Annotated in this window: 19 protein-coding genes; 15 read left to right on the forward strand and 4 right to left on the reverse strand. The window is 37.8% G+C overall.

Annotated features, from left to right (window positions below; translation table 11 throughout):
• Positions 1–272: 272 nt before the first annotated feature.
• Complete coding sequence (locus M0M83_RS09940; protein WP_110591678.1) at positions 273–620, reverse strand: RidA family protein; 348 nt, start codon at positions 618–620, stop codon at positions 273–275.
• A gap of 151 nt (positions 621–771) precedes the next feature.
• Between M0M83_RS09940 and M0M83_RS09945 the strand changes: the two genes are divergently transcribed.
• From M0M83_RS09945 to M0M83_RS09985, 9 genes are all read left to right on the forward strand, one after another.
• Positions 772–2,697, forward strand: coding sequence for an ATP-dependent DNA helicase (locus M0M83_RS09945; RefSeq protein WP_213912780.1), 1,926 nt, complete (start codon positions 772–774; stop codon positions 2,695–2,697).
• 94 nt (positions 2,698–2,791) lie between these two features.
• Positions 2,792–3,493, forward strand: coding sequence for a tRNA (adenosine(37)-N6)-threonylcarbamoyltransferase complex dimerization subunit type 1 TsaB (gene tsaB / locus M0M83_RS09950; protein WP_213912779.1), 702 nt, complete (start codon positions 2,792–2,794; stop codon positions 3,491–3,493).
• A gap of 234 nt (positions 3,494–3,727) precedes the next feature.
• Positions 3,728–4,330: a Slp family lipoprotein gene (locus tag M0M83_RS09955; protein ID WP_125894834.1), complete on the forward strand. Its 603-nt coding sequence runs from the start codon at positions 3,728–3,730 to the stop codon at positions 4,328–4,330.
• A 430-nt stretch (positions 4,331–4,760) separates the two neighbouring features.
• Complete coding sequence (gene fadD / locus M0M83_RS09960; protein WP_125894832.1) at positions 4,761–6,449, forward strand: long-chain-fatty-acid--CoA ligase FadD; 1,689 nt, start codon at positions 4,761–4,763, stop codon at positions 6,447–6,449.
• Between the two features lie 85 nt (positions 6,450–6,534).
• Positions 6,535–7,656 (forward strand): ribonuclease D, encoded by a 1,122-nt coding sequence (gene rnd / locus M0M83_RS09965; protein WP_213912846.1) that lies wholly within the window; start codon positions 6,535–6,537, stop codon positions 7,654–7,656.
• Between the two features lie 427 nt (positions 7,657–8,083).
• Complete coding sequence (locus M0M83_RS09970) at positions 8,084–8,827, forward strand: Slam-dependent surface lipoprotein (RefSeq protein WP_248468377.1); 744 nt, start codon at positions 8,084–8,086, stop codon at positions 8,825–8,827.
• 87 nt (positions 8,828–8,914) lie between these two features.
• The gene (locus M0M83_RS09975) at positions 8,915–10,333 is read left to right on the forward strand and encodes a surface lipoprotein assembly modifier (RefSeq protein ID WP_248468378.1); all 1,419 of its coding nucleotides are present in this window, start codon (positions 8,915–8,917) and stop codon (positions 10,331–10,333) included.
• 18 nt (positions 10,334–10,351) lie between these two features.
• On the forward strand, positions 10,352–13,351 hold the full coding sequence (locus M0M83_RS09980) for a TonB-dependent receptor domain-containing protein (protein ID WP_248468379.1): 3,000 nt from the start codon (positions 10,352–10,354) through the stop codon (positions 13,349–13,351).
• 65 nt (positions 13,352–13,416) lie between these two features.
• A complete protein-coding gene (locus M0M83_RS09985; protein ID WP_248468380.1) occupies positions 13,417–14,181 on the forward strand; it encodes a TonB family protein in 765 nt (254 codons plus the stop codon).
• 87 nt (positions 14,182–14,268) lie between these two features.
• On the opposite strand, the gene minE is transcribed toward M0M83_RS09985, so the two are convergent.
• Genes minE through minC form a run of 3 tightly spaced genes read right to left on the reverse strand, consistent with a single transcriptional unit; the run spans position 14,269 to position 16,097 of the window.
• Entirely contained in the window at positions 14,269–14,553 is a 285-nt protein-coding gene (gene minE, locus M0M83_RS09990) for a cell division topological specificity factor MinE (protein WP_125894820.1), read from the reverse strand.
• 3 nt (positions 14,554–14,556) lie between these two features.
• Complete coding sequence (gene minD / locus M0M83_RS09995) at positions 14,557–15,372, reverse strand: septum site-determining protein MinD (protein ID WP_125894818.1); 816 nt, start codon at positions 15,370–15,372, stop codon at positions 14,557–14,559.
• Between the two features lie 23 nt (positions 15,373–15,395).
• Positions 15,396–16,097, reverse strand: a complete 702-nt coding sequence (gene minC / locus M0M83_RS10000) for a septum site-determining protein MinC (RefSeq protein WP_125894816.1) — start codon at positions 16,095–16,097, stop codon at positions 15,396–15,398.
• Between the two features lie 129 nt (positions 16,098–16,226).
• Between minC and M0M83_RS10005 the strand changes: the two genes are divergently transcribed.
• The 6 genes from M0M83_RS10005 to M0M83_RS10030 all read left to right on the forward strand — a co-directional run bounded on the left by M0M83_RS10005 (position 16,227) and on the right by M0M83_RS10030 (position 19,880).
• Entirely contained in the window at positions 16,227–16,496 is a 270-nt protein-coding gene (locus tag M0M83_RS10005) for a YcgL domain-containing protein (protein WP_248468381.1), read from the forward strand.
• Between the two features lie 48 nt (positions 16,497–16,544).
• The gene (locus M0M83_RS10010; protein WP_248468382.1) at positions 16,545–17,633 is read left to right on the forward strand and encodes a lytic murein transglycosylase; all 1,089 of its coding nucleotides are present in this window, start codon (positions 16,545–16,547) and stop codon (positions 17,631–17,633) included.
• A gap of 19 nt (positions 17,634–17,652) precedes the next feature.
• Positions 17,653–18,309, forward strand: coding sequence for a fumarylacetoacetate hydrolase family protein (locus M0M83_RS10015; protein WP_213912773.1), 657 nt, complete (start codon positions 17,653–17,655; stop codon positions 18,307–18,309).
• Positions 18,310–18,329: 20 nt separating this feature from the next.
• Positions 18,330–18,773, forward strand: coding sequence for a YcgN family cysteine cluster protein (locus M0M83_RS10020; protein ID WP_102140653.1), 444 nt, complete (start codon positions 18,330–18,332; stop codon positions 18,771–18,773).
• A 473-nt stretch (positions 18,774–19,246) separates the two neighbouring features.
• Positions 19,247–19,456: a hypothetical protein gene (locus tag M0M83_RS10025; protein WP_102140652.1), complete on the forward strand. Its 210-nt coding sequence runs from the start codon at positions 19,247–19,249 to the stop codon at positions 19,454–19,456.
• 190 nt (positions 19,457–19,646) lie between these two features.
• The gene (locus M0M83_RS10030) at positions 19,647–19,880 is read left to right on the forward strand and encodes a putative hemolysin (RefSeq protein ID WP_248468383.1); all 234 of its coding nucleotides are present in this window, start codon (positions 19,647–19,649) and stop codon (positions 19,878–19,880) included.
• Positions 19,881–21,404: the final 1,524 nt, after the last annotated feature.

Below are 21,404 nucleotides of genomic sequence, written 5' to 3' on the forward strand. Positions count from 1 at the left end.
ATTTTGCACTGTCGCGTTGTTGGCTGCATTCGTTAACCCTAGTCACATACTTATGTATGCTCCAAGGGATTAACTCACTTGCCGCCTAGCGACATTGCAAACTATTTAGAGCATGAATGGGAAACCTATTTTGCACTGTCGCGTTGTTGGCTGCATTTGTTAACCCTAGTCAAATACTAGTGTAATTGGTTATATTCTCAAATTATAGCTATTCAAAATAAAATGGGCGCTCATAATTGGCGCCCATTTTCATTAAGTTAAAATGTGCCTAGTCAATCAATTGCAGCAACAACCTTAATTTCAACTTTATATTCAGGTTTCATCAGTAATGCTTGGACAGTACAACGGACAGGCGCACTTCCAGCAACAACCCATGCATCCCATGCTTGGTTCATACCTGCAAAATCGGCTTTATCAGCGAGAAAAATAGTCGCATCAAGGATTTTACTTTTGTCTGAGCCAACACGCTCAAGCATGACATCAATCGCTGCAAGCGTGTTTGCTGTTTGGGCAACAATGTCAGCATCAAGGTTTTCAGGAACACTGGTGTAGTAAATTACATTATTGTGAATAACAGCTTCAGACCAACGATTATCTGGGTCAATGCGTTTGATAGTCATAATTATTCCTTATTATACATGTAGCTCAAGAATAACAGCTTGTAGGCGGGATGAAAATCAGTTGTTCAACGAAACAATAATTACCTCAGCAGGGTTAATAAACTCATGGTAAAGTGTGTGCCCTCATTATCACTCACAAATAGGTCTTGTAGTGCACGACGATTTTTCTGCAGATGGCTTTTTAGCTAGAACAATTCCCGGTTTCCAGCCTCGAGAAGCACAAGTTACTATGTCAAACGCAGTAACTGAGTCGATTGAGCAGCAGCATGTGCTGGTGGCGGAAGCCGGTACTGGAACAGGAAAAACTTATGCATATTTAGTTCCTGCATTACGCAGTGGAAAAAAAGTTATTGTTTCAACGGGCTCAAAGGCCTTACAAGATCAGCTGTATCACCGGGACTTACCAACAATTATTGAGGCCATGAATTACACTGGGCGGGCAGCCTTGTTAAAGGGGCGCTCAAATTATTTATGTCTAGAGCGATTAGACCAACAATCCCTCGGTGGTGGTAGTCTTGAGCCGGAAATATTGTCTGCTGTTGTGAGGCTACGCAGTTGGTCCATTGAATCTGAGCTAGGTGATACAAGTACTTGCCATGATATCGCTGAAGATAGCCCGGTTTGGCCGTTGGTAACCAGCACGAATGATAATTGTCTTGGCAGTGATTGTCCGCGTTATCAAGATTGTTTTGTTTTAAAAGCACGACGCAAAGCATTAGAAGCGGATATTGTTGTTGTGAATCATCACTTATTTATGGCTGATCGAGTGGTAAAAGACACGGGGTTTGGCGAGTTAATCCCCCAAGCAGAAGTCATGATTTTTGATGAAGCGCACCAAATCCCGGATATAGCCAGCCAATATTTTGGCCAGCAACTGAGTAGTCGCCAATTGCTGGATCTAGCGCGCGATATGATTATGGCCTATCGAACAGAGCTAAAAGACCAAGTTCAGTTGCAAAAAAGTGCCGATAGACTCACGCAAAGCACGTTAGACTTTCGGCTCAATTTGGGTGAAAACAGTTTTCGTGGCAATCTACGTGACTTACTGAAACGTCCTGAAGTACAAAGGGCGTTGACGCTACTTGATGATTCCCTTGAACTTTGTTACGAAGTGATCAAAACCACGTTAGGTCGCTCACAGAGCTTAGACTCTATTTTTGAGCGCGTCACAATATACCGAAATCGTTTAAACCGTTTAAAAGATGTGACAATTGCGGGTTACAGCTATTGGTTTGAAAGTTATGGTCGCCATTTTTTATTGGCACTAACCCCCTTAACGGTTGCAGATAAATTCAGTGAAATGATTGCAAGTACGCCGGCCAGTTGGGTATTTACATCAGCGACGTTGTCAGTAAATGAGAAACTAAGCCATTTCACTGACCGTTTAGGTTTAGTTACTGCAAAAACGTTATTATTAGCCAGTCCATTTGATTATCAAAGCCAAACTTTATTATGCGTTCCCCGTTTTTTACCCGAACCCAATCAACGAGGTTTAGCACAAAAATTGGCAACAATGCTACGACCTATGATTGAAAAAAATCAGGGGCGCTGCTTCTTTTTATGTACCTCACATCTGATGATGCGCGAATTGGCGGAAGAATTTAAATCTTCATTGACATTGCCGGTCTTAATGCAGGGGGAAAGTAGTAAAAATAAACTATTGTCTCAGTTTATTTCAGCGGGGAATGCCGTGTTAGTCGCGACGAGTAGTTTCTGGGAAGGGGTTGATGTGCGAGGGGATGAACTCACTTGTGTCATTATCGATAAACTCCCATTTACGGCCCCAGATGACCCATTATTAAGAGCCCGCATCGAAGATTGTGAATTACGAGGTGGAGATCCTTTCTCTGATGTCCAATTACCCGATGCCGTTATTACTTTAAAGCAAGGTGTGGGGCGGTTAATTCGTGATACCAGTGACTATGGTGTCATCGTTATCTGTGATAACCGTTTAGTCACTCGTCCTTATGGTGAAGTTTTTTTACGTAGTCTTCCGCCATCACCGCGGACAAGAAGTATACAAAAAGCAATTGCATTCCTTGAAGAAAAAAGGAAGGAAGCCGATAAAGCAAGCTAAATCCCATCTTGTTTTTCTGCTATTCCTACAGTCGTTTGTGCTAATATAAACGGCATCTTTTAATCAAAAACTATTAATTTGCCGGAGTTTAGGCATGTCGAGTCGTATTCTTGCTGTTGATACAGCAACAGAAGCCTGTTCAGTCGCACTTTGGTGTGATGGTGATATTATTTCGCGTTTTGCTATTTCTCCTCGGGAGCACACACAAAAAGTTTTACCAATGGTTGAGGACGTTCTTGCAGAGGCAGGAATGGGGTTGAGCCAGTTAGATGCATTGGCTTTCGGGCGTGGTCCTGGCAGTTTCACGGGTGTTCGTATTGGTGTTGGGATCGCACAAGGGCTAGCATTAGGGGCTAATTTGCCCATGATTGGCGTCTCCTCTTTGATGACACTTGCTGAGGGCGCTTTTCGTATTGCGGGGCATAAACAGGTGTTAGTGGCTATTGATGCACGTATGTCAGAAATTTATTGTGCTCAATATCAGCGAACAGCTGAAGGTCAATGGTTAGGTGAAGACAGTGAGGCGGTTCTACTTCCCGATGATTTTACAAGTAAATTTACTAAACTTTCAGGGCTGTGGGGTTATGCAGGCACCGGATGGGAAGCTTATCCTTCATTGCTGGATAAAGCGCCAGTTACATTAACTAATAGTCATATTACGCTGCCGGATGCACAAGATATGTTACCTATTGCTGCCCAATTGTGGAAGCTGGGAAAAGTGGTTGCTGTTGAAAATGTCGAACCGACTTATTTACGTAATGAGGTGACATGGAAAAAATTGCCTGGCCGTGAATAAAACACAGAAAGTGAAGTTGAATTGGTTATATCACGCGATATAACCAATAATTCATATTAAACTCATCAAATATTGATTAATAAAAATACAAATCGAATCATTTAATAATTTCAGGTATTATTAGGTAGTAATAGAACTATTATGGCGATTTTTAACATATCGTGTTTTTGTTTGCTAAATGTTATTTAAATCTGTATTACCTGAATTTATAATATAGCTAATCGGAGGTGGTCTATGAATATTGAATTAAACTGCCGTAATGCACTTAAAGGCCTTTTTGTTGCAAGCGTATTAGCACTAACAGGGTGTGTTTCTATACCAGCTTCAATTCAAGGTTCGGTTCCAAACCCAACAGACAACTTAGCATCTGTACAAAATGCACCTGAAATGTATATAGGTCAGGAAGCGCGTTTTGGTGGGAAAGTCCTTGCCGTTGAAAATGAAACTACAAGAACACGTTTAGAAATTGCGGTGATGGCATTAAATAAATATGATGCAGCACCAGAACTTAATGCACCGTCTATTGGGCGCATTTACGCTTACCTAAATGGTTTCCGTGAACCAAGTGATTTTACTAACCGTTATATCACTGTCGTGGGGAAAATCACTGGAGAACAGCAAGGGAAAGTAGGGCAAGTTCCTTATAAATATGTCACGTTAGATGTCACTGGTTTCCAACGCTGGAATGTCGCACAAAGCGTCATGCTCCCTCCGTCTGGCCCTTGGGGTTATGGCTATTACGGTGACCCGTACTTTTATCATCACCCATGGGGTTATGGTTATGGATATGGTTACCCTGGAGGGCCAGTCCCCGTACAAACTTATTTAACGGAATAACGCTTACCATATTTTCTCTAAAGGCCCTGCTTATAACAGGGTCTTTTTATTAGCACAAAAAGAATATCCAAATAAGCGTTAATAGATAAAAGTATGCAATAAAAACATTAAGTAAAATTTAATTCCAATAAAAGTGACTTCGGTTAACGTAATAGGCTAAATCCCTTCTTAAGTGGCTAGATAATCACTCCTAAAATCACGTAACATCATGTATAATTGCGCTATCTTGTACAGATTTACATCTGTTTAACTAATTTAAGACAAACTAGGCGGCTTAGTCCGCCTAGTTTTTTCTTGAAGGAACAAAATTTATTTAGTGATAGACCTCTCAACCTTGACATTGTCTGTTTTTCAAACTGGTACGCTGAGTTAATAATTTGTTAAAAGAGATGTTGAGTATAATAACTTCACTAAATTCAGGAGTAACATTTTGGAAAAAATCTGGCTAAAAAATTACCCTGCGGATGTGCCGGAAGAAATCAATCCTGATAGCTTCGCTTCTCTAGCAGAGTTACTTGAAAATGCGGTCTCTCAATTTGCCGATCAACCTGCATTCATTAACATGGGCGCGGTGATGACTTATCGGAAACTTGAAGAGAGAAGCCGTGCTTTTGCTGCCTACTTACAAAATGGACTTGGCCTTAAAAAAGGGGACCGTGTCGCGTTAATGATGCCAAACCTATTACAATATCCGATAGCCTTGTTTGGGATATTACGAGCAGGTATGGTTGTCGTAAACGTTAACCCACTCTATACCCCGAGAGAATTAGAGCATCAATTAAATGATAGCGGTGCAACCGCGATTGTGATTGTGTCGAATTTTGCGCATACACTGGAAAAAATTGTTTTCAATACCAAAGTGAAACACGTCATTTTAACTCGGATGGGTGACCAGCTTTCAAGGCCTAAAGCAACAATTGTGGATTTTGTTGTCAAATATGTAAAACGCTTAGTCCCTAAATATAACTTACCAGACGCCATCTCCTTTCGCCGTGCGATGCATTATGGCTATCGTATGCAATATATTAAACCGAATATCACTGGCGATGACTTGGCCTTTTTGCAATATACGGGTGGAACGACGGGTGTTGCTAAAGGGGCGATGTTAACTCATCGCAACATGTTAGCAAATATAGAGCAGGCAAGAGCCGCTTACGGGCCTGTATTGAAATTTGGCGCCGAATTTGTTGTCACGGCGTTACCGCTGTATCACGTTTTTGCATTGACAGTAAACTGCTTACTGTTTATCACGGTAGGGGGCGTCAATTTATTGATTACCAACCCTAGAGACGTCCCCGATACTGTAAAACAATTAGGACGTTATCCCGTTACTTCAATTACGGGGGTTAACACCTTATTTAATGCATGGCTACATAATGAAGAGTTCAAAAAATTGGATTTTTCACGTTTACGCCTTTCCGTTGGCGGCGGTATGCCTGTGCAAAAAGCCGTTGCAGAAAAATGGCAGAAGCTGACAGGGAAACATTTGCTCGAAGGGTATGGGCTAACAGAATGTGCACCACTAGTAACAGGTAATCCTTATACTTTAACCAGTTATAGTGGAAGCATTGGTTTACCTGTTCCGTCTACAGATGTTAAATTTCTTGATGATGAAGGCAATGAAGTTGCTAATGGTGAGCCCGGTGAAATGTGGGTCAAGGGCCCTCAAGTCATGAAAGGCTATTGGAACCGGCCTGACTCCACCGCTGATACGATAGTGGATGGCTGGTTAGCAACGGGGGATATCGCTGAAATAGATAGCGAAGGGTATATCCGCATTGTTGATCGTAAAAAAGATATGATTATCGTTTCGGGCTTTAACGTCTATCCCAATGAAATCGAAGATGTTATTTCTGCACATCCTGATGTTATAGAGTGTGCTGCAATTGGCGTACCAAGTGAAAGTACCGGCGAAGCTGTTAAAGTCTTTGTTGTAACGAAAAATGCGAATTTAACCGGTGATGAGTTAAAAACCTTTTGCCGTCGTTCATTAACCGCGTATAAAGTCCCTAAGATATTTGAATTCCGTGATGAATTACCGAAATCTAATGTGGGTAAAATTCTGCGTAAAGACCTACGTGATGAAGAAAAATTGCAAAGAGAAAAATCACAAGTATGATTGTGGTTTAGTTTTAAACTATGAATAGATGACGCCGGTTTTAGCCGGCGTCATTGTGATGAAAATAAAAAAAGAGAAACTTGTTTTGAATTATCGTTTAGTAACTACAGATAGCGAATTAGCCCAAGTATGCCAAGAGGCGAGTAATGCACCATGGCTCGCTTTGGATACCGAGTTTGTTCGTACCCGAACATATTACCCACAACTAGGGTTGCTACAGCTATATGATGGAAAGCAAGTTTCGTTAATTGACCCATTATTAATGACGGATTTTAGCCCGTTCAAAGCACTTCTAACTAATCCTGAGCAACTTAAATTTTTACATGCGGGGAGTGAAGACCTTGAAGTGTTCATGCATGATTTTGATTGTGTTCCTGAGCCGATGATCGACACGCAAGTTGTGGCGGCATTTTTGGGTTACCCCATTTCTTGTGGCTTTGCGTCATTGGTTGCTGAGCATTTAGGCATTGAACTAGATAAAAGTGAATCACGGACAGACTGGCTCGCGCGTCCACTGAGTGAAAAACAATGTGATTATGCCGCTGCTGATGTGCTGTATTTACTACCATTAGCTGAAGTTTTGATGGAAAAAGTGACTGAAGCGGGCTATTTGGAAGATGCTAAAGATGAGTGTCAACGTGTTGTGGCCCGTCGGCAAAAAGCGTTAAAGCCAGAAAAAGCGTACATGAATATTCATAATGCATGGCAGCTACGTGATGAACAGCTCGCTTGTTTGCAATTATTAGCCCAATGGCGTTTGAATCAAGCAAAAGCCCGCGATATGGCGGTTAATTTTGTGGTAAAAGAAGAGCACCTGTGGAAGGTGGCTCGTTATCTACCGAGCTCTCTCGGTGAACTCGATGCGCTTGGTTTAACGGGGCAAGAAATTCGTTGTCATGGTAAGCGCTTATTATCAATTGTTGAGCAAGCTAAACAATTGGATGAGAGCGAATACCCGGCTCCTGTAGCGAATATTACTGAACAGAGCCAATACAAAAGTGTATTTAAAGAAATTAAAGCGGTGGTCAAGGATATTGCTGAAAATGAAAAGTTTAATGCAGAACTATTGGCTTCTAGGCGGCAAATCAACCAGTTATTGTCTATTCATTGGGGGCTAAAATCGTCTACAACGCCACCTGAGCTATTGGCGGGCTGGAGAGGGCGGTTACTTGCAGAGCCCATCACAAAGTTATTAGCGAACATATAATGTATTCAGGTACAAGAAGAGTGCTTCTTGTACCTAATTTAAATACCTGAGTCTATTTTATTTATCTTTATCTCCATTATTCATTCAATAAGCTTATAAAAACATATATCTTATTTGTTTTTAAATATGTTTATTTGTTTTTAATTAAAAGCTGTAATTAGTCTTAAAAATTAAACTAATTCTTAATATAAAAAGTAATAAATAAAATCACTTATTACAGGGTTTTTAATTAACCAATTAAAAAATAAAAGGTTATTTTATTTTTATGGTCTAATAATAAAAAATTGAATTATATTTCTCTCATTTGTAAATAAAAATCATTTGCATATACTCAATATCGAACATTAAAGGAAAGAATAATCTTTTATTTAATGTGTTTCTTTAATAAACCAACCTAATTCAAACTTCTATTTAAGAGGATGAATAAATGAAAAAATTATCACTAATTACAGTCGCGGTATCTTTGTCTATATTTTCTGTTGGTGTTATGGCAGAAACGGAATCAGCGCAAAGCTTAAGTTACGATCTTGACCTAACAAATATTATTGTTGGTAAAACTCAATCAACCATGGGGCCACACGGTGGTAGTATTGGCGCACCGGGTATCGGTTATCGCTTTATGAGAAATGGAAAGACAATTTCGTTCTCTGGTTTAAAAAACTTAGTCACGCAAAAACCTGACAACGTGTATGTTTTGGAAAGTGGTGGTAGCCCGCACGGTGGAATGGGTAAGTTCCAATTTAGCCAGGTTGCAGATGCCGAGGTATATTTCGGTGATTGGTCACAAACTGGGGAAGCCGATGACGCAATGCACACGGTTTATTTCTCCGGTGAGAATGCAACGACAGAAGTGCCAACCAGTGGCCAAGCGACTTATACTATAGCGGGTATTAACCAATTTGCAGGTGAAGCAAAACAGACGGGTTGGTTTAATGCTGATTTTACAGATAAATCATATACAGGTTCATTAGAAGGAACGAATAGCCACTCCATGGCAGGGGATATTAAAGAAGACGGTAAATTTAGCGGTACTGCCATTGCCAATGGAACACACCATGGTAACAGTATGGGGCAACTCTTTGGTGATAATGCTGAACACGTGGCGGGTATTCTCTCTTATGCGGATAACCGTGAGTTAGATACGGCATTTGGTGGCCAGAAAGACGAATAATTACTGAACATGTAATTAGCTAAAAACAGTAGGCAAAAGTGATTTTGTCTACTGTTTTATTTTTGTCATTAAAATGGTAGCCTAATCATGTTAATTTTTAATAAAAAAACCTATTTTATATATTTGAGTTTATTATTACTTTTCTCTCTCCCTCTCCCTTCGGTATTGTCAGCTCAAGAGTTAAAAAGAGAGGTTATTGGTGATTTAAAGGATGTTAGTAACAAAAAATATCAATTGGGAATAAATAATGTTAAATATAGTGAAAAAAATATCGACGAACTTGGTTTTATTCTTTATGATCTCATTCAGAAAAAAGATTTCGATGAAATAAATGGAATTATTGATAATTACGTTAACCACAAAGACCACGATAAAGGATTGGTTAAATACATTCATTCTGAGAAGGCAATGTTAAATAAACAGTATGATTTAGCAATTAGCCTATATAATGAAATTTTGATTCACAAGCCTAATATGTTGTTGGTTGAGTTAAAACTTGCACAAGCACTGATTTATGTTAAGCATTATGAATCTGCATTGTCAATATATCAAAGTGTAAAAACAAGATATAAAGGAAGAATATCAATTCGATTAACTGAATTTATTAAAAGTAAAATAATAGATTTAGAAAATAAAAATCATTGGCAAGGTACAATTAAGCTAGGTTCAAGTTATGATTTTAATTTAAATGAAGCATCAAATAACCGTGAGATGTACTGTTTTCGAAGTAAATGTATGAATAGTAGTAACCAGTCTATCGCTGGTGGAAAGTGGCATTATTATACTAGCTTATCAAAGCGTTTTCCTCTAGTAGGAAACCACTCAGCAGTACTGTCGTTAGGTATGGTTGGGGTGGAGCCAATGAAAACAGTCACGGTCAGAAAAACAAATATATATGTTACTGGGGGGTATCAATTCGATAATGCGAATACAACGTTCCATATACAGCCCACCCTTGAGGCTAAATGGCACGATAACCAATACTATAATTTAAGCCTAGGAGGAAAAATAGCGACAGAATACACGTTAAATCATCGGGTAACCTTGTTAGGTAATATTGAATATAAAAATAAAACTTACCCTTATAAGTATAGTTTTAATAACGGCGATAAATGGGTTTATTCAGTTACTGGTACCTATTTAATAAACCCTCGATTAATGGTTTTTGGCAGTTTTTATGGAGCCAACAGGAAAAAACAATACGATAGTGATAGCTATGCACAGTATGGGGTTAGAGCTGGTTTTTTAAAAGTAACCGAACTGTGTGACCTACTTATTGCAATAGGTTATAAGCAAACAAACTTTAAACGGTTTGATGCATTTTTGAATGTAAAAAGAAAAGATCATAATGGGTATTTAAATAGCCAATTAACGTTTGATAAAAATAAAATATTAACTTTTACACCTTCTATTTATTTTAATAGCCAAGTGAATAAGAGTACGGCAGATATTATTTATTCTTTTAAGCAAAGTGAAGTCGGTGTCAATTTCACCAAGAAATTTTAATTTTCACCGGAACAGATAATGAAAATCAAAACAGTGATAGCCATTAATATCGCGACAGGTTTATCTATTGGTAGTATTGCAAATTTAGTCTATGGACAACAAAGTGCAAATATTGGCTCTATTGTAGTTAATGATAAAGCAACAACTATCAAAGAGCGTGATAGAAAAGGGGCGGATGACCAATATGATAAAGACGAATCAAATATTTATATTAGTAAAGAAGAAATTGATCGTTATAAAGGCACTAACCCCGCAGACACCATTAACCATGCAGTAGGGGTATATAGTGGTGACGCCCGTAATAGCGGGGCAATAGACCCCAATGTACGAGGGATTCAGGGGCAAGGGCGTGTCCCGGTGACTGTAGATGGTACAGAGCAAGCTATCACTGTTTGGCGTGGTTATAATGGCGCGAATAATCGTAACTATATCGACCCGAATATGATTAGTAGCATTAAGGTAATGAAAAGTGCAACACTAGACCGCAATGTGCGTACATCGACGGGGGGAGGAGTTGCTATAACAACGCTAGGCATTGATGACGTTGTGGATAAATATGAAAAATTTGGTTTTGATATTAAATTAGAAACATCGAGTAACTCGACAAAACCGAGGGTTAATCAATTAAGCCACGGTATAGATTACCGTGATGATAAGCGGCTATTGAATACGTTAGATATGCAGAAGTTTCGTGGGATTTATTTTAAAGATCACGAAATGCTTGTTGATCCTCGTAGTAAAGGTAATGCTAATTTTTTTAATCTGCAAGATAACGCAGCGCGTATTGCCGTTGGGACACGGCAAGAAAAATTTGATTTGATGCTAGCATACTGCTATCGCAACCAAGGTAATTATTTTGCTGGGCGCCGAGGGGCGGGTAAATTTTATGACGACATCATTACTTATGACCCTAATAACCCAAATAAAGCGATAGACCCATATATGCCTTTCGTAGCTAGGATTTATGGGCCAAATAAAGAGGTGGCGAATACATCAAATGAAATGTCGACATGGTTAGCTAAATTAAATTTAATGCTACCTAATTCACAGGACTTATCCCTTGGTTATATGCATACATCAAGTCATTATGGCGAAATCATGCCATCGCAAATTCGTTATCATGATTTAGAGGGAAAAATTCCACAATGGCCTTTAGCTAACTTGGCGTTAAATACTTTTTACGCCAATTATTCGTTCAAACCTGAGTCCATTGGTTGGATTGACTTTCGATTAGGCTATTGGTTGACAAAAACTAATTTAAACTCAAATACCGCAGGTGGCCAACCTAGGGAACCAGTGGAAAGGGATTGGAATTATGAATTTGGTCGAGATAAAAATGTAGCTAAAAATCCTGCTATCAATGGCACCTTAGTTGATGGGATTAAATTAAACCAACTAAACGATCGCTATGGTGTTTCATTATCCAATAAATTTCAAATTACACCTGAATTTAAAGTAACGTTAATGGGGAGCTTAATTGATGAAACTATTGGTAGCCGTGAAGATATCTTTAATTCGGATTCTAGCCCAAAGGGTAACATGTTCCGAGCTATCCCAAGGGAAGGTAAGCGTCAAGAATATAATGGGACTATTCGCTTTGATTGGCAGCCTACTGATTGGTTAAGTCTGAATGCAGGGGCTCAATATATTAGCTACTGGTCAAGAGATTTATTAAAAGAGAGGCGCATTGCGGCTAAAGATATAAATTATGCACCTTATAGCCATATAACGGCGAGAAATTTCCTATTATCCCGTTTATTAAGCGCTGAAGAATATCAAACAATAAAACAGTATATTGATGATAAAGGGAATACATATAATGATATAAAAGGAAAAAAACATGAGAGAAGAATTTTTATCGAGCAAGCATTAAAAATGAAAAAGGATTCGTTACGTGATGTTGGATTAATAGGGAAAAAGTTAGAATTTAGAATCACAGAAGTTAACCATATAGTGAAATGGAAAGTGGATGAAAATAACCGATTTACAGCCAAAAATAATCCATTTTATAATGGAGAGGTTGATTTAAAAGAAGAAAAAATAGACCCTGTCACCGGTTTAAAAGCCAAAAGATATCTCGTTGACCGCGATATTAATAACACTCAAGATGAAGTGAAGTATTCCAATAAACAAAAATTTAAAGCGCCAAAAAGAAATGAAGAATCAGCTTGGGCTCCGGCATTAGGGGCAACAATTTACTTAACAGAGAACGATCGAATATTTGGGCGTTATTTAGAAACCGTTAGGATGCCAAGTATCTTTGAAGACACTATTGGTTTTTCGGGGGGAAGAGAGCCGAATTACACACCACCGGTTTATTTGCCAGAACGCAGCCACACGATAGAACTGGGATATGTGCGTAATTTCCAAGATCTCGTTGCGGCAGAAAATCATGCTGACTTACGCATAAATTACTACAATACAGTAGTCACAAATGCCTTTGATAGGAACGATAGGTTAGTCTTTACGCAGGTTGATAAACATAACACGGCCGGTTTGGAACTATTGGCACGTTATGATAATGGCTGGGTATTTGGTGACTTAGGGGTAGATTACCGCTTAAAAAATGAAGTTTGTGATGAAGTGTCATTGATGGTAATGGATCCCTATAACAAATTTGGTGGCTCAGAGTGTACAACAGCAGGCTTCCCTGGCGGCTATTTGCGGACTCAATTGCAACCTAAGTACAGCATCCATGCCAACCTAGGTTTGCGCTTCTTAGATGAACGTTTAGAAGTGGGGAGTCGTTTGCGTTATCACAGCAAGGCAAAAAATGAAGATGAGGCGGAAATGATGGACAAATACCCGTACCAGTATGCACCATTAAACAATGACCCGATGAGTTGGAATGCCGTGTTTACCGGTGATGCTTATGTTAATTATCAGTTTAATAAAGACCTATCATTTGAATTATTAGCCACCAATTTATTTGATGAATATTATATAGACCCATTAACCCGCAGTATGATGCCTGCACCGGGTAGGACTATACGTTTCAATGTAACAAGTCGCTTCTAAAAGGGATCCCCTTCGCTGATGCCGCTGTATTTTGGTATTGGCGAAGGGTTGTTAGGGATATTAAAATGATTACTCTACGTTTTAATCTTGCTGTGATGGTTTCTTTATTATTTCATTTCGGCATCGTTTTTTATTGTTTAAATATAGAGAAAACACGTTCTGCACAAATTTACACACCAATATATGCGGCTATCGTCTCTGTTGCATTGACACAAAATGTAATTGAAAAACAAACAAATGACGTCACATTAGATAATAAGCTAGCGGGAGGCTTACTTGCAGAGTCACAACAAAATGAAAATGCTGTAATTAAAGTTGCTAATAAAAAAAATACGCATAGTGATGAAAATAAAGTGTCAGAAAAACAAAAAAAAATTATCGAGAAAAAAGAACAAAAACAACCAAATAAAAAAGTGATTAAGCAGAAAGAACAGGAACAAAAAAGTGATGATGTAAAACAAGAACAGCGTGTAGGTAAAAACGATAGCCAATCTTATGCAGCAGGCCAAGCGGGAGCACAAAGAACGGCCTCGGTAGGAAACGCAACAGATTCAAACTACCAAAGTTATATTGACAAATTACGTAGTGAAATTGAACGACATAAACGTTACCCAAGAAAAGCGAGAAATACCAATGTTCAAGGAACGGTTCTGGTGAATTTTACGCTTACGCCATTGGGGGAGATCACAAAGGTGAGTATTGCAAAGTCTTCTATGCATGTTCAACTGGACGAAGCCGCGTTAGCTGCAACACTAAAGAGCCGCTCTGTGGGAGTGCCACCGGAAGGTCTAAGAAAACAGCACACGTTGGAAATTAAATTTGAGCTATAAAGAGATTAAAAACATAACTCTGATTAATCAGGGTAAATTACGTAGTAAAAAGCAAGCCGCCATAATGTATAGCGGCTTCTTTGCGAATTATTTTTCTGCTGTCGTGGTTTTAATTTCATCACCTTCAGGAAGTGTGACATTTAATTCCAAAACAGAAATATCATCGTCTTTTTGTTCAAATTGCAATGACAACATTTCAGGGTCAATTTGCACATATTTACAGATAACTTGCAAAATATCGCGTTTCATATCAGCAAGATATGGGGGCTCACTATCACCACGGCGACGTTCAGCGACGATGATTTGTAATCGCTCTTTTGCGATATTCGCTGTCGTTTTTTTTCTCGACAGAAAGAAATCCAATAAAGCCATTATTTACCCCCCAAATAGGCGTTTTAAGAAACCTTTTTTCTCTTCTTCAATGAAACGGATAGGGCGATCTTCACCTAAAATACGCGCAACACAATCATCATAGGCTTGGCCTGCATCAGATTCTGTATCCAAAATGACCGGCTCACCTTGGTTAGAGGAGCGCAGTACAGATTGGTCTTCAGGAATTACACCAATCAAAGGAATACATAGAATTTCCAGAACATCTTCCATGCTTAGCATATCGCCACGAGTTACACGACCGGGGTTATAGCGTGTTAATAATAAGTGTTCTTTAATTGGCGTATCGCCTTTTTCTGCACGACGTGATTTTGACGCTAAAATACCTAAAATACGGTCAGAGTCACGAACGGAAGAAACTTCTGGATTGGTTGTAATAATGGCTTCATCAGCAAAATAGAGTGCCATTAAGGCACCACTTTCAATGCCGGCAGGGGAATCACAAACAATAAAATCAAAACCAAGGTCGTCACTCAATTCATCAAGAATTTTGCCAACGCCTTCACGCGTTAATGCGTCTTTATCGCGCGTTTGTGAAGCGGGTAAAATAAATAAATTCTCGGTGCGCTTATCTTTAATTAAAGCCTGATTAAGGGTTGCATCACCTTGAATAACGTTTACGAAGTCATAGACTACTCGACGTTCACACCCCATGATAAGGTCAAGGTTACGTAGGCCGATATCAAAATCGATCACTACCGTTTTGTTCCCTTTTTGTGCCAGGCCAGTAGCTATGGCCGCGCTTGAAGTGGTTTTACCAACGCCACCTTTACCTGAAGTCACTACAATTATGCGTGCCATGAATAATTCCTTGTAAATAAGGTCTAATTTAAATATTCGATGTTAAGTTTATTATCAACTAAACAAAGTTTAGCTGCTTTGGCGAGAAATTCAGCAGGGATTTGATCGCTCAGCCAATATTCACCTGCAATTGAGACCAGTTCAGCTTGCAAATGAGTACAATAAATCTGACTTTCAATATCACCAGAGGCTCCAGCTAATGCACGGCCTCGCATCACGCCATAAATATGAATATTACCATCTGCTAATAGTTCTGCACCTGCACTAACATTGCTTGTGACGATCAGATCACTATTTGGTGCATAAATACGTTGCCCAGAACGAACAGGGGTATTGATAATACGAGTTTTACGATATAAAGGTTCAGCCTGAACTGTCGCAGTCTGAGGTTCAGGCTGAATTTCAACAGGCTTTTGACTTTTACCTTCATTTAAAATCGGTAAACCCGCATCGTTTACTTTTTTCCGTATCTGTGGGTCAGTACATCCACTGACCCCAACAATACGCAATCCCGCAGAAATAACAGATTTATGAATACTCTGTAAATCGGCATTTGGGGATAATTCAGCAATGTTAATCACGACAGGGGCATTCTTAAAGAAATCAGGAGCCTGATTTACTTTATCTTGCAGCGCTTTTTTGATGAGTTTAGGCTCTTCACTGTATAAGTGAATAACTGAAAGAGTAAAACTGCTGCCTTTAAGTTCTATTGGCGATTGTGGCATCTATCCAGACTCAGCAAATTAAAATTTCCGAAACAATCCTCGGGTGAAGATATTCTGTAAAACAATAGCATGTTATAGTTACTATATACTTCAAGCAAGCTAATGAACTAAGAAAAAGAGTTAAATATAATGATTTGTGCAATTTATAGAAGCCCTAAGCGTGACCAAACTTATCTTTATATTGAGAAGAAAGATGATTTTTCACGTGTTCCTGATGAATTATTATCGCAATTTGGAACACCTCAATTCGCCATGCTTATCTCATTAGATAAACGTGAAAAGCTCGCCAATGCTGACTTGGCAAAGGTTAAATCAGATCTCTTAGAAGTGGGGTATTACTTACAATTCCCACCTCCGGTGGAGGATTTGCTTTCAGAACATAAAGAACTGAATAACTAGAGCAAATTAAGAAAATCCTGAAAAGCAAAGATAGTCTGGAGGAGACGAATGAAACCAACGTTATTATATACATTAGTCGCTGGCTTATTTTTAACAAGTTGTTCTGCAACACAGAATGAATCAGTTGTTACTTACCCGATTACCGCAGAACAAAATGCGGCTATAGCCCAAGAAGTCTCTGCTTTAGATAAAGCATTCCCTATTGAACAACGTGAACCATCACAATTTCCTGCTTATGTGGAATTATTGAAAGAACATGCTATTGCTCAGGGGATTAAACCTGCCACCATTGAGCGCGCTTTTGCTAATATTCATTTTATTGAGCGTGTTGTGAAAGCAGATAAAGGCCAACCAGAGAAAAGGGCGACGGTTACGTTAGCAAGCTATCTAAAAAATGTACTCCCACAATCGCGTATCAATGCTGGCTATAACAAATATTTAGAAAATAAACCCACTCTAGATGCTATCAGTGATAAATATGGCGTCCCACCTCAGTTTATAGTTTCGTTATGGGGATTAGAAAGTGGTTTTGGGCGCTCGCAAGGTAAAGAAGATGTTGTTTCAGCGCTTGCAACACTGTCATTTGAAGGCCGCAGAGAAGCGCTTTTTAGCAAGCAATTATTAGCTGCACTTGAGATAATGGACAAAGGTTATATTCCAGAAGATCAACAGCTCAAAGGTTCATGGGCTGGCGCCATGGGCCAAAGCCAATTTATGCCAACCTCTTATTTGTCCTACGCAGCAGATGGTGACGGTGATGGCAAAATGGATATTTGGAATAATAAATCTGATGTGTTTGCATCCATTGCTAATTATTTATCAACAGAAGGTTGGCAAGCTCAATTACCATGGGGTTACCAAGTTAATTTACCCATAGATTTTAATAAAACGTTGGAAGGCGTAAAAGCGGAACAAGGGAAATCTGTTCGTGAATGGCAAAAACTAGGCGTTACATTACCTGCATTTGCTCAATTATCTTCAGACGTAAAAACCTGGGTAGTTATCCCTGATGATCCTGAAGGCAGAGCATTTTTAGTGACTGAAAATTTCCGTACCATTATGCATTGGAACCGCTCATATTATTTTGCATTGAGTGTATGCATGATGGCAGATGGCATCGCTAATAAAATACAATAACGATAATAGGAGTACTATTATGTATCAACATCGTGACTGGCAAGGTGCGTTACTTGATTTCCCTGCAAATAAAGTTGTTTGTGTTGGTAGTAATTATGCAAAGCATATAAAAGAAATGGGATCTGCTACACCGGAAGAACCTGTTATTTTTATTAAGCCAGAAACTGCTTTGTGTGATATTACTCAATCCATTGTTATTCCAAAAGATTTTGGCGCTGTTCATCATGAAATTGAGATGGCAATTTTAATTGGTATGCCATTAAAAAATGCAGATGAAGACCGCGTATCACGTTCTATTGCAGGTTATGCGGTTGCATTAGATTTAACCTTACGTGACTTGCAAGCTAAGTTTAAAAAAGCAGGTCAGCCATGGGAAAAAAGCAAATCATTTGATGGTTCATGCCCAATTTCTGGTTTTATTCCTGTTAGTAGCCCGAATGACTTACAAAATATTCAGCTTTCACTGGAAATCAACGGTGAAGTTCGCCAAGAGGGTTCGACGCGTGATATGATCACACCAATTTTACCGCTGATTAGCTACATGTCCCGTTTTTTCACACTACGTGCAGGGGATGTCATCTTAACGGGAACACCTGAAGGTGTTGGCCCATTAGTTTCTGGTGATATGCTAAAATTATCAATTAATGATCACTCGCTGACTACTCGGGTTATTTAAATATAGGATTAATAAGTATTATGTCGCAGTTCTGGCAAGTTAAAACTTTAGATGAAATGACAGATGAAGAATGGGAATCTCTCTGTGATGGTTGCGGGCAATGCTGCTTGCACAAATTAATGGATGAAGATACCGATGAAATTTATTTTACTAATGTTGCCTGTAATCAGCTAAATTTAAAAACTTGCCAGTGTAAGCATTATGAAGACCGGTTCAGTTATGAAGCGGATTGTATAAAGCTTAATCGTTATAACTTAGAAACATTTGAATGGTTGCCAAGCACTTGTGCTTACCGGTTGTTATTAGAAGGAAAATCTCTTCCTGCTTGGCACCCATTAAAAACAGGCTCTAAAGCGGCAATGCATAATGAAGGTGTGTCTGTTCGCCATATTGCTGTCAGAGAAATTGATGTGGTGGATTGGGAGGAACACATAATGAATAGGCCCATGATAGGAAGAGGCTAGTAGTAATACCTCAAATATACAGTAAATCATTATGTAAATATCTTTGCCAGCAGTAGGCTTATTTGCCATTTTGAATATTGCCATTTTGCCTGCAATATTCTTTTTTTTTGAAAAATTTAGCCAAGCTACATTGATGATGGTCTATACATTTTAATCGCGGTATCATGCGGTTTTATATGAAAGAAAATAATAATCACATTCAGACTGGGTGTGATTATTTGCGTTATTAATAATAATAATTATTTCTAATAAATACTCGATGTTAACCCTCTAATATTAAGTTTCCTGACTTAAAAGTTTGAGTATATGAAAATCCATCTTTAAAACTGTCTACCCACTAATTTTTACGCGTTGTAGGTTAAGCTGCAAAGTTTTCATTTAAGAAAATATTATATAATTTGTGACCTCTCATTTTGCTTTTCTCAAAATACTTGGCTAATCTATTTTGGTAAAAGCGACATAAGGGGATAGAAATGAAAACATTTGGGGTGGTGCTCACAATTATTGGTCTCGTTACTGCGATTATCTCTTACAATATGGATGTGAGCATTCCTATTGTATATGGGGAGAGTGTGAAAGATACAGGGCTGGCATTTGATAGACAGAATTATATCATTGGTAGCTTGCTGGTCGCATTTTTTGGCGTTTTAATTGTCCTATTTGACAATAAGCGACGCAAGTGAGTTTATTAATACAACCCAGATATTGATAGATATAAGCAGAGCATCAATAATTGCTTTTTTAGTGACCGTTACCGATACAATATTGAACACTTAATGCGATATTGTTTCATTTCTGAATGAAATTGAGTTTATATTGGTTTCGCTCAATTATAATAAATGATGTTTCAAATTAATCAGAAGAATATCTCTTATGAAGAAAATACTTGTGTTAGCTGGTTTGGTTGTTCTTTCTGGATGTGTTTCCAATAATACTGAAATGGAGCCAAAGAATGTAGGCATGGCAAATCCCGCATCAGTATATTGTAAGCAAATTGGGGGGGCACTAGAAATTTTGAATACAGAGGATGGGCAAGTAGGGTACTGTATTTTACCATCAGGCGAAAAAGTAGAGGAATGGGCTCTATACCGGCAGAACAAACACTAGTCAATCTTTCACTTCTTAACAGCTATCAGCAGAAATATTTTGTGAGATTTTTGCTGTAGTTCCTCTCTAATAATTTTTCTATTCTATATTAATCAGTTCTTGAAATTAGCCGATATTACTATTTCCAGTATAACTTCTAGTGTTGGGTATATTTTCATATGTTGATCAACAAGATAACGGTGTTAATGCACATGGAAAATACGCAATAAACACATTATAAGAGATCTTTACGACATTTTGATGGTTGCATATGGATTTAGTAAGGTGGTCAGGAGCTTTCTATGCCAAATTATTGATATAAAATATTTTTATCCACTAATGTCTCATAACCCGTAATTTGTTGTACTAAAATAGAAACAGCTACCTTATGTTATGTAATCGCCAGATAAACTGGGCTTATTAGAAGGATTGATTCACTAAAAAGACGCTAAACTATCCTGATAGTAGAAAATGGCAGAAGAGAAAAGCATCTTTTATCGATGACTTATTGTATTGGATCACACTTTAATGCACTAAAAGAGCTATTTAGGAATATTCTTAATGCCAAATTTTGTAATCCAGTTCGGTTTTTTACAAGATATCCGTTTTAACAAAATATGCATATTTTCATAAGGTTATAAAACAAGAAAATTGACATCTTGTAGATTATAGTTTGTACAGTTGATCCGGTTTTCTTATTCTATATCAAAAATAATGATAATTTTTTTTAACATGGGTATTGGCTAAATACTTTGATATTCCAATTTTTACGTCAACAGCATATTGAATGAATAAAGAATTATATTGCGATTTTATCACTATTCCTTCTATCTAATTTATTTCCCATATTCCATTTATTTTGAAATCTAGGTTAAAATAGATGTTTATATCGTAAGATATTTTTTTTTAAGTTTTAATTTTAACCAAAGTAGACTGTTAATATAAAAAAGTATATATACACTCATAATGTGTTAATTTGATATTCAAGCATAATAATGCGAAATTCAAGGTTTATCATTGTTAGATATGACATATATTCATAAGTCGCAAATCATTAATATAAATAATGTGTGATTCTTAAATGGACGATCAATAAGTGATGTGTTTCGCGCTTACTTTGCAACAAAAAGTATCAATATATTAATGAAAATAGAAATCTAATCTAAATGTGGTGTTTTTTGCCGTTTTTAATAATCTAAATATTTATGATTTTTTGTTTTTTTTTGTCGTGAATACGTATTTTGTTTGCGTTTAAATCTAAATGTTAATCCGTTTACGAGTAAATTAGTGAAAGCTAACTATCAGGTAATCCAATCAATAGATCATTTTAATAGCCCTTGCCTATCAAAAAATAAATAAGTGATGAAAAAAACGATTTAATAAAACTTAAGTTATTATGTATCCTCTCATCGAAATCATATAGAGCATATGATTATAAATTCTAAATAGGACTAATTAAGAAATATATTTATTTGCATTAATACAAATGGTTCAAAGTGAAACGTAAACTGCAAATCATACTCTATGTATGAGCAGATTTTTATT

Origin of the sequence: Providencia rettgeri (genome assembly GCF_023205015.1) — a bacterium.
GTDB classification, from domain to species: Bacteria; Pseudomonadota; Gammaproteobacteria; order Enterobacterales; family Enterobacteriaceae; genus Providencia; species Providencia rettgeri_E.